At 62.2% G+C, this 9,774-nt stretch carries 8 protein-coding genes; 7 read left to right on the plus strand and 1 reads right to left on the minus strand.

Annotated features, from left to right (window positions below; all coding sequences use genetic code 11):
• Positions 1-5 precede the first annotated feature (5 nt).
• The 7 genes from AACW18_RS08340 to rnd all read left to right on the plus strand — a co-directional run bounded on the left by AACW18_RS08340 (position 6) and on the right by rnd (position 7,677).
• Positions 6-248 (plus strand): hypothetical protein, encoded by a 243-nt coding sequence (locus AACW18_RS08340; RefSeq protein ID WP_042654813.1) that lies wholly within the window; start codon positions 6-8, stop codon positions 246-248.
• Positions 249-392: 144 nt separating this feature from the next.
• The gene (locus tag AACW18_RS08345) at positions 393-2,303 is read left to right on the plus strand and encodes an ATP-dependent DNA helicase (RefSeq protein ID WP_218388330.1); all 1,911 of its coding nucleotides are present in this window, start codon (positions 393-395) and stop codon (positions 2,301-2,303) included.
• A 179-nt stretch (positions 2,304-2,482) separates the two neighbouring features.
• Positions 2,483-3,196: a tRNA (adenosine(37)-N6)-threonylcarbamoyltransferase complex dimerization subunit type 1 TsaB gene (gene tsaB, locus AACW18_RS08350; RefSeq protein WP_218388331.1), complete on the plus strand. Its 714-nt coding sequence runs from the start codon at positions 2,483-2,485 to the stop codon at positions 3,194-3,196.
• A gap of 48 nt (positions 3,197-3,244) precedes the next feature.
• Positions 3,245-3,760, plus strand: a complete 516-nt coding sequence (locus AACW18_RS08355) for a Slp family lipoprotein (protein WP_042654810.1) — start codon at positions 3,245-3,247, stop codon at positions 3,758-3,760.
• Positions 3,761-3,762: 2 nt separating this feature from the next.
• Positions 3,763-4,605: an alpha/beta fold hydrolase gene (locus AACW18_RS08360; protein WP_371317023.1), complete on the plus strand. Its 843-nt coding sequence runs from the start codon at positions 3,763-3,765 to the stop codon at positions 4,603-4,605.
• A gap of 198 nt (positions 4,606-4,803) precedes the next feature.
• On the plus strand, positions 4,804-6,480 hold the full coding sequence (gene fadD / locus AACW18_RS08365) for a long-chain-fatty-acid--CoA ligase FadD (protein ID WP_339381494.1): 1,677 nt from the start codon (positions 4,804-4,806) through the stop codon (positions 6,478-6,480).
• Between the two features lie 84 nt (positions 6,481-6,564).
• The gene (gene rnd / locus AACW18_RS08370; RefSeq protein ID WP_218388334.1) at positions 6,565-7,677 is read left to right on the plus strand and encodes a ribonuclease D; all 1,113 of its coding nucleotides are present in this window, start codon (positions 6,565-6,567) and stop codon (positions 7,675-7,677) included.
• 140 nt (positions 7,678-7,817) lie between these two features.
• On the opposite strand, the gene AACW18_RS08375 is transcribed toward rnd, so the two are convergent.
• A partial coding sequence (locus tag AACW18_RS08375; protein WP_218388335.1) for a VCBS domain-containing protein occupies positions 7,818-9,774 on the minus strand: 1,957 nt, incomplete at its 5' end.

Raw genomic sequence — 9,774 nt, forward strand, 5'->3', positions numbered from 1 at the left:
TCACTATGCCCAGCCAGGACCTGTTATTCCCCATCTTGCCGCGGGCACCGGCCGCGCCGAGCCCGGACGACATCAAGCGGGAGGTGACCCAGATCAGCCAGAAGCATAAGTTGCGCAAAACCAGCGCAGACGGCGAAGGCTCCCAGCCACGGCAGCAGCCTCAATCGCAGGCAAAGCATGATCAGAAGGGGGCTAAGAGCGATGATCACAAACCCGATCCCGAGCATCGCATCGATCTCTTCGTCTGAGCCTGGTCAGCATTCCGCCTCTCCCGCCCAGAGGAAAGGCATCATGAGCGCCCCTAGGGGGAGACCCCGAGTCGGGATGAGATTTAGCGATCCCGCTTTCCCCACTCTTTTGGCATAATGCCCGCTTTTGCGCGGGACACCCCTTTGACCATACAGACCCTGTTCAAGCCTGACGGCCCCCTGGCCAGCCACATCGATGGCTTCGTCGCCCGTGCGCCGCAACTGGCCATGGCCGAGGCGGTGGCCCGCGCCATCCAGAGTGGCGGGCGCCTGCTGGTGGAGGCGGGAACGGGGACGGGCAAGACCTATGCTTATCTGGTACCTGCGCTGGAGTCCGGCAAGCGGGTGGTGATCAGCACCGGCTCCAAGAATCTGCAGGAGCAGCTCTTCTACCGGGACTTGCCCACCATCACGGCGGCGCTCTCCTACACCCCGCCGGTGGCCCTGCTCAAGGGGCGCAGCAACTACCTGTGCATCGAGCGGATGAACCGCCTGCTCGGGGAGTCCCACCTGCAGAAGCCGGAGGTGCTGAGCGATCTGGTCAAGGTGAAGTCCTGGTCCACCGCCACCGAGACCGGCGATGTGGGGGACATTCCGGGGCTGCAGGAGAACGCCGAGATCCTCGCCCACGTCACCAGCACCAACGATAACTGCCTCGGTCGCGACTGCCCCTATTACGACGACTGCCACCTGGTGGTGGCCCGCCGCCGCGCCATGGATGCCCAGGTGGTGGTGATCAATCATCACCTCTTCTTCGCCGACATGGCGGTGAAAGACACCGGCTTCGGCGCGCTGGTGCCCGAGGCGCAGGTCTATGTGTTCGACGAGGCGCATCAGCTGCCGGAGATCGCCACCAACTACTTCGGCAAGTCGGTGGGCAGTCGCACCATCCAGGATCTGGCGCAGGACATCCAGCTCGCCTATCGCGCCGAGGCCCACGACATGGGGCAGCTCGGCAAGGCGGCGGACCGGCTCGCCATCGCCAGCCAGGATCTGCGCCTCGCCTTCGGGGTGGATGGCGGTCGTGGCAACACCCGCGACATGCTGCGCCTGCCGCTCTGGGCTCAGGCGCTGGCCCGGCTCAACGATGCGCTCGGGCTCTGCTACGAGGTGCTCAAACTGGCGCTGGGACGTGGCGAGCAGCTGGATCATGCCTTCGAGCGGATCTGCGAGCTGCGCACCCGCCTTGGCGAGGTGCTGGCCATCAACCAGACCGGCTTCTCCTACTGGTATGACTGCTCGCGGCTGCACTTCTCCCTCAATCTCACCCCCTTGTCGGTGGCCGAGCGATTTGGTGCCGAGGTGTTGAGGCCCGAGGTGGCCTGGGTGTTTACCTCGGCGACCCTGACGGTGGACAACCGCTTCGATCACTTCAAGACCGAGTTGGGGCTCGCCGGCAGCGCCGAGCTGATCCTCGACAGCCCGTTCGACTATGGGGAGCAGGCGCGGCTGTGCGTGCCCCGCTTCTTGCCCGAGCCCAATGCCTTCGGCCGGGGCGAGGCGCTGGCCCAGCTGATGATCCCGCTCATCAACAAGACGCCGGGAGGCTGTTTCTTCCTCTGCACCAGCCATCAGGTGATGCAGCAGGTGGCCGAGGTGCTGCGCCGGGAGATAGGCCGCACCGTGTTGCTGCAGGGGGAGGACAGCAAGCAGCGGCTGCTCAAGACCTTCGTGGAGAATGGCCGTGCCGTGCTGGTGGCCACCAGCAGTTTCTGGGAGGGGATAGACGTACGGGGAGCCGCATTGTCCTGTGTTATCATCGACAAGCTGCCGTTTGCCAGCCCCGACGACCCGCTGCTCAAGGCGAGAGTCGATGATTGCAAGCTCAAGGGCGGCGATCCCTTCGCCGATATCCAGTTGCCCAAGGCGGTGATCGCCCTCAAGCAGGGGGTAGGGCGGCTCATCCGTGATCGCAGTGATCACGGCGTTCTGGTGATCTGTGATCCACGCATGGTCAACAAACCCTATGGCGCCACCTTCATCAAGAGCCTGCCCGCCATCCCCCGTACCCGGGAGCTGGCGACCCTGGGTAATTTCTTCGAGCGGGGCGAGTGAGCCTGCCGGTGACGAGCCCTGTATCAGGGCGTAGGGTCCTAGGGCGCCTTCCTTAACCGGCCCAGGATTTGAATGAGTCACTGCGGCCTGCTTGGTAAAAAGAGACAGATTTGAACAACCGCCGAGCATTTGTTGCTTGCCGATTATGTAATTGACTGATTTTATAGAGATTAGAAAGCATGAACGAGTTGAAGATCCTGGCCGTTGATACCGCCACCGAAGCCTGCTCCGCCGCGCTGCTGGTGGGCGACAAGCTGTTCTCCCGCTGGGAAGAGGCGCCGCGGGATCACACCCGTAAAATCTTGCCCATGGTTCAGGCTGTGTTAGACGAGTCCGGACTATCGTTGGACCAACTCGATGCCATCGCCTTCGGTCGCGGTCCCGGCTCCTTCACCGGGGTGCGGATCGGGATCAGCGTGGCGCAGGGACTGGCCTTCGGCGCCGGGGTGCCGCTCATCGGTATCTCGACCCTGGCGGCCATGGCGCAGGGGGTCTATCGACTGGAGGGGGCAGATAGCGTACTCAGCGCCATCGATGCGCGCATGAACGAAGTCTACTTCGGGCGCTATGAGCTGCAGGCCGGCTGCATGCAGTTGGTGGGCGAGGAGGTGGTGAGGGATCCGGCCCAGCTGGTGAGCGAGCTGACTGGCAAAGGCGCCCTGCCGGGCCGCTGGCTGGCGGTGGGCACAGGGTTCGAGACCTATGGCGAACAGCTCAATGGGCTGGCCGAGGCGCTGGTCGTCAGCCAGCAGGTGCGTTTCCCGGCGGCGCTGGACATGTTGCCGCTGGCGCGTGCCGCCTGGCTGGCCGGTGAGGCGGTGCCGGTGGAGCAGGCCAGCCCTGTCTATCTGCGTGACAAGGTGACCTGGAAGAAATTGCCGGGTCGCGAATAACATTGGACCACGGGCGAGTCGCCTTAGGATCCAGATGAGGAGAGGCGAATGATGAAACGCACGATCATGTTGGGGATGATGGGGCTGCTGCTCAGCGCGTGCAGCACAGTGCCCAAGGAGCTGGCCTATGAGCCGGCGGATCAGCTGGTGGCCTATCAACCTGCGTTGCAGGGCATGGATGGCAAGCCTGCCCGCTGGAGCGGGGTCATCTCGGCGGTACACAACGAGCAGGATCAGAGCGTCATCGAGGTCGTCTACCTGCCGCTCAAGGCCAACGGTGTGCCGGAGCAGACCGAGCAGAGCCCTGGCCGCTTCCTCGCCATCATGAAGGGCTTCGTCGATCCGACCCTGTATGCCAAGGGGCGCAGTCTGACGGTGCTCGGCACCCTGGCGGCGCCGGTGGACAGCCAGATCGGCAGCCACAAGTACCGCTTCTCGGTGCTCAAGGTGACCGCCAGCAAGCTGTGGCCACCGGTGAAGGAGGTGGAGATCCGCTACATGGATCCCTATTTCTACGACCCCTTCTACGATCCCTTCTGGCCGCGTCACCGCTTCTACCGCTGATGATGATGCGCGAGCGGTCCATCACCCTCGATGACGGGCGCCACATCGCTCTGCTGGACAATGATCAGCAGGGCAAGCCGCTGCTGATCGCCCTGCACGGCTGGCTCGACAACGGCGCCAGCTTCCTGCCCCTTGCCCCTCATCTCGCCGAATTTCATCTGATCTGCGTCGATCTGCCGGGGCACGGTCACTCGGATCACAAGTCGACCCCCTATGTCTTCGTCGACTGGCTGGACGATCTCTATCAGTTGAGTCAGACCGCCGGCTGGGGGCGCTTCATCTTGCTCGGCCATTCCCTCGGGGCGCTCATTGCCAGTGCCTATGCGGGGGTCTTTCCCGAGCAGGTGGTGCGGCTCGTCATGCTGGAGGGGCTGGGACCCCTCAGCCAGCCCGATGAGGCGGTGCCGGCGCAGTTGCGTAAGGCGATCTTGAATCGCAGCCGCACCCGGGAGCGGGCCTCCAATGGTTTTGCCTCCCTCGACGAAGCGGTGGCCGCCCGTTGCAAGGTGGCAGACATTACCCCGAGCGCGGCGCGACTCATCTGCGAGCGGCAGCTGATGGCGCGGGACGGGCGCTGGCATTGGCGCAGCGATCCGCGGCTGCGGGATCTGTCGCCGCTGCGCATGAGCGAGGGCCAGGCCCTGGCGCTGATCCGGGCCATCGTCTGCCCGGTGCTGTTCATCCGGGGAGAGCAGGGCTTTGCGACGCTGCTCGAGCAGTGGCAGCTGCGGGCGGGGGCCTTCGGGCAGATAGAGATGGCGGTGGTGGCAGGAAATCACCATTTCCACATGGAAAATTCAGCCCAAACCGCCGTTTATATCGAAAAATTCTGCCAGAGCCGTTAGAATCAGCGGCTTTACATCATTCCAGGTTTGCTTTCTCCCTCACACTTTCGCCTTGTTAATTTGCTGTTAATCGATGTTGCCTTATGTAACTATGTGCGGCATTAGAGCATGAGCTTAAAACAGCTGATTGAATTGGATGTGAACAGGGACGGAGGCAACACAGTGAGCGCACAGGTGCTAGTTATGCAGGAGAAGTTCGTGGACAAAGTCTGGCTGAAGCGTTATCCGGAAGGGGTTCCCGCCGAGATCAATCCAGACCAATACGGCTCTCTGGTCGAGATGTTTGAAGAGTCGGTGAGCCAGTTTGCCGATCAGCCCGCCTTCATCAACATGGGGCAGACCATCACCTATCGTCGGCTGGAGGAGCAGTCCCGTGCCTTTGCCGCCTATCTGCAAAACGAGCTCAAGCTCGGCAAGGGCGATCGGGTGGCGGTGATGATGCCGAACCTGTTGCAGTACCCCATCGCCGTGTTCGGCATACTGCGGGCCGGCATGACGGTGGTCAACGTCAACCCGCTCTACACCCCGCGCGAGCTGGAGCATCAGCTCAAGGACTCCGGCGCCAAGGCCATCGTCATCGTCTCCAACTTCGCCCATACCCTGGAAAAGGTGGTGCACGATACCCCGGTCAAGCACGTGATCTTGACCCGCATGGGCGACAACCTGGGGCTGGCCAAGGGCTCCCTGGTCAATTTCGTGGTGAAGTACGTCAAGAAGCTGGTGCCCAAATACAACCTGCCGCACGCCAGCACCATGCGCCAGGCACTGGCCAAGGGGCGTTACCTGCAATACATCAAGCCCGAGATCAGCAACCTGGACATCGCCTTCTTGCAATACACCGGCGGTACCACAGGCCTCTCCAAGGGCGCCATGCTGACTCACCGCAACCTGATCGCCAACGTCGAGCAGTGCCTCGGGGTCTACGGTCCCGTGCTGGAGCGGGGCAAGGAGTTCGTGGTGACCGCGCTGCCGCTCTACCACGTGTTCGCGCTGACCGTAAACTGCCTGCTGTTCATGCGCCTGGGGGGCAACAACCTGCTCATCAGCAACCCCCGCGATATCCCGGGCTTCGTCAAAGAGATCAGAAAGTACCCCTTCACCTGCATCACCGGGGTCAACACCCTGTTCAACGCCTTGGTCAACAACGGGGAATTCCAGAGCATGGACTTCTCCGGGCTGAAGCTGACCATAGGCGGCGGCATGGCGGTGCAACGGGCGGTGGCCGAGCAGTGGAAGGGGCTGACCGATACCCCGCTGCTGGAAGGCTATGGCCTGACCGAATGCTCGCCGCTGGTGAGCGTCTGCCCCTACGATCTGGTGGACTACAACGGCTCCATTGGCCTGCCGGTCTGCTCCACCGACATCCGCCTGGTGGACGATGCCGGCCAGGTGATCACCGAGCTCGGCGCCCCTGGCGAGATGCAGGTGCGCGGCCCCCAGGTGATGACTGGCTACTGGCAGCGACCCGAGGCTACCGCCGAGGTGATGCAGGATGGCTGGCTCTGCACCGGTGACATCGCCGTGTGCGACGAGCAGGGCTTCTTCAAGATCGTCGATCGCAAGAAGGATATGATCCTGGTCTCTGGCTTCAACGTCTATCCGAACGAGATAGAAGACGTGGTGGCGCTGCATCCCAAGGTGCTGGAAGTGGCCGCCGTCGGCGTGCCTCACAAGGTTTCCGGCGAGCTGGTGAAGATCTTCGTGGTCAAGAAAGATGCAAAACTGCAGGAAGACGAGATTATTGCCCACTGCCGTACACATCTGACTGCCTATAAGGTGCCGAAACTGGTAGAATTTCGTGACGAACTTCCCAAGACCAATGTGGGCAAGATCCTGCGCCGCGTGCTGCGCGACGAGGAGATTGCCAAGCAGTAACGGGCAGACAGCTGATGTCATGCAAAACCGTGGGTCATGCCACGGTTTTTTCTTTTTTGGGCCCCGACCAACGTGCAGGCAAAGATGCAATATCAACTCATTTCACAGCAAGCCGAACTGGAACAGTATCTCGCTTCCCTGGCCGACGTTCCCCTGGCCATCGATACCGAATTCGTTCGCACCCGTACCTATTATCCCCAGCTCGGCCTGTTCCAGATCTACGATGGCGAGCGGCTGGCCCTGCTGGATCCGTTGACCCTGGAGCTGTCCGGCCTGTGGCAACGGCTCGGCCGGGCAGGGCAGATCGCCATACTGCACGCATCCGGTGAAGATCTGGAGCTGATCCAGCATCAGGCGGGCCACTTGCCCAACCGGATGCACGATACCCAGCTGGCGACGGCCTTCCTGGGGCACGGCGTCTCGGTGGGCTTCGGCGCCCTGGTCAAGGAGTTCCTCGGGGTGGAGCTGGAGAAGGATCAGGCCCGCACCGACTGGCTGGCCCGCCCGCTCACCGAGCGTCAGCTCGAATACGCGGCGGCGGATGTGTTCTACCTGATGCCGCTCTACGAGAAGGTGATGGCCAGACTGCACGAGAGCGGCAAGTTCGCCTGGTTCGAGCAGGAGTGCCAGAACCACTCCGCCCGCAAGACCCAGGGCAGCGATCCCATGCAGGCCTATCTCGAGATCATCAACGCCTGGCAGCTGGGGCGGCGTGAACTCGCCATCCTGCGTGAGCTGGCCGCCTGGCGCCAGAAAGAGGCGGTGCGCCGGGATCTGGCCCTCAACTTCGTGGTGAAGGAGCTGCACCTGTTCAAGGTGGCTGAGCGTCGGCCTACTTCATTGCGGGATCTCAACGAGCTGGGGCTGGCCCCCATCGAGATCAAGATCCACGGCAAGCGGATGCTGGACATAGTCGCGGCGGCCCAGCAGAGCGACCCCGAAGGCTGGCCCGAGCCCATTCGCCGACTGGTGGACTTCCCCCAGTACAAGGCCGAGCTAAAGCGCATCAAGGCCATGGTGGAAGAGAAGGCCAAGGCCAGCAACATCCCGCCTGAGCTGGTGGCCAGCAAGAAGATCATTCACCAGTACTTCACCTGGAGCTGGCGCATGAGCGAGGAGGAGCGCGCCCGCGCCGACAAGCCCATGCTGCTGCAAGGCTGGCGCCACGAGCTGGTGGGTCACCTGCTGGCGCAATAAGCCCTGGTTGCCTGATAGGCGCTGAACAATGAAGAGAGCCCCAAGTGTGAATGACACTTGGGGCTCTTTTGTTACCATGCTGGCGGCATGTCATCGGCAAGGGGAAAGGGCGAGGAACGTATGCTCTTCGCCGTGACAGATCAGGCACTCAACTGATGTTCGGCACCCTCAAAGTAGGTGCGTATCAGGTCGGCCCCGCTGGTGCCATAGCCGCTCAGGGTCGCCACGTCGACGAAGTTGGCCCCACCGGCGCTGCCGTTTGTATCCACCTGTACCTTGATGTTGCTGCCGGTTTGCGCCACCTGGACGAAGTCGGAGACCTGGCTACCGCTGACGAAATTGCTGTCGAGCAGCGTCGACAGATCGAGGCTGTCACCCTGGCTGAAGCTGTAGTCGAGTACCGTGTCCAGGTTGAGCGGGTCCGCTTCGGCAAAGGCGAAGCGGTCGGCGCCTGCACCGCCGGTGAGAGAATCGCTGCCAGTGCCACCGATCAGCAGATCGTTGCCGTCGCTGCCGCTCAGAATGTCGTTGCCGCCACCGCCGATCAGCAAGTCGTCGTCGTTCTGCCCGGACAGCGTGTCGTTGCCCGCATTGCCAAACAACAGGTCCCGGCCGCTGGCCCCACCGCCGCCATCTATGGTCTGGTTGCCGGAGGTGCCGGCGACCACATCGTTGCTGCTGCCGTTGCCGGCGTCAAAGCTGCTGCCGGAGAAGATGCTGTAGGTACCGGCCAGTGCATAACCGAAATAGCTCTGCCCGGCGGCGAAGGTAATATTGTCGACCGCATTGCCTGATGCACCGTAATGGTTGAGTACTGTGATGTCCTGGTTGCCGACATCGATCAGCAAGTCGTTACCGGAGCGCTCGAAATTCAGCGTGGTCAGCTTGCTGTTGTCCCCGGTGATCCGGATCGCATCGTTGTTACCACCCGGATCGGTGATCGTATAGACCCCGCTGCCCGTGGCGCTGAAGTCATAATTGTTGTTACCCGTCGTGCCGGTGAGTGTGGTGTTGTCGTTCAGCCCCAGTATGGTCACCTGTACCGACTGCGAATCGCTGCCGTCGAGTGAGTGGGCGACGAAGCTGTCGAGCAGCGATTGCCCGGTGCCCAAGGCCTGGATCACCGCCAGACTGTTGTTCACCGAGTAGGTCCAGTTGCCCGTCGCCGTGAGGGTGAAGGTACCGTAGATTCCAGCCACCGTTGGCTGGGCCAGGAAGCCTGATTGACCGGTATCCGCATCGCTGACAGTCAGTGAACCACTGGTATTCAGCAGGCCGCCGACGACGTTGGTGTCTTCCTGAACGTTGCCCGTCGCAACGCCGGCAATCACCGCAGCATCGTTGCTGCCGGTGATAGTGATGTCTATCGTGCTGGTTGAGGTCGCCCCGTGCTCGTCTTGCATTGAATAGCTGAGTGTCACCAGCTCTTGCACACCTTGCGCCAGATGGTCGAAAGCCGTGCCCGGATTGAACACCACCTTGTTGCCCAGGATGCTGGCGGTGCCCTTGTCGGATGGCGCATTGACGCTGTTGATCGTGAACGCATGGTCGTCGTCGATGTCGGTATCATTGCCCAATACGTCTATGGTCAGGGTCTGATTTTCGGTACCGGCGGCGGTGTCAACCACGGCCACCGGACCATCGTTGGCGCCGGTGATGGTGATCTTCACTGTACTGGGGGTACCGTCGACGCTGGTGACCTGATAGGTCTCGGAGACGGAGTCGTCGACATTCAGTTGATCGAACGCGCCGTTGGCAGTGAAGGTCCAGGCGCCAGCAGCGTCGATGGCGAAGTTGCCTATGGTGCCTAGGGTGGTGCTGGCGTTAAAGGCATTGTCGGGATTGTCGACGTCGTCGCTGGTCAGGGTGCCGCTGGTGCTCAGCGCCGCATTGGTCTCGGTTAGCTCCGCTGTGCTGGAGCCAGTAATAATCGCGGCGTTGTTGGTGCCATGGATTGTCACCGTCAGCACCCGGCTGGTGCCGTCGGCGGTGGCCACGGTGATCGAGTCGGTGTAGTCCTGCCCGGCCGCGAACTCGTCATGGGCGCCGTTCATGGTGTAGGTCCAGGCACCGGTATCGTCGATGCTGAAGGTGCCA

The sequence above is a fragment of the Aeromonas sp. sia0103 genome (assembly GCF_963895295.1).
In the GTDB taxonomy this organism is placed as follows: Bacteria; Pseudomonadota; Gammaproteobacteria; order Enterobacterales; family Aeromonadaceae; genus Aeromonas; species Aeromonas encheleia.

Coding starts and splice junctions, on each gene's coding strand:
- AACW18_RS08340 (WP_042654813.1), top strand. CDS start 6: ATGCCCAGCCAGGACCTGTTATTCCCCATCTTGCCGCGGGCACCGGCC.
- tsaB (WP_218388331.1), top strand. CDS start 2,483: ATGAACGAGTTGAAGATCCTGGCCGTTGATACCGCCACCGAAGCCTGC.
- AACW18_RS08360 (WP_371317023.1), top strand. CDS start 3,763: ATGATGCGCGAGCGGTCCATCACCCTCGATGACGGGCGCCACATCGCT.
- AACW18_RS08355 (WP_042654810.1), top strand. CDS start 3,245: ATGATGAAACGCACGATCATGTTGGGGATGATGGGGCTGCTGCTCAGC.
- rnd (WP_218388334.1), top strand. CDS start 6,565: ATGCAATATCAACTCATTTCACAGCAAGCCGAACTGGAACAGTATCTC.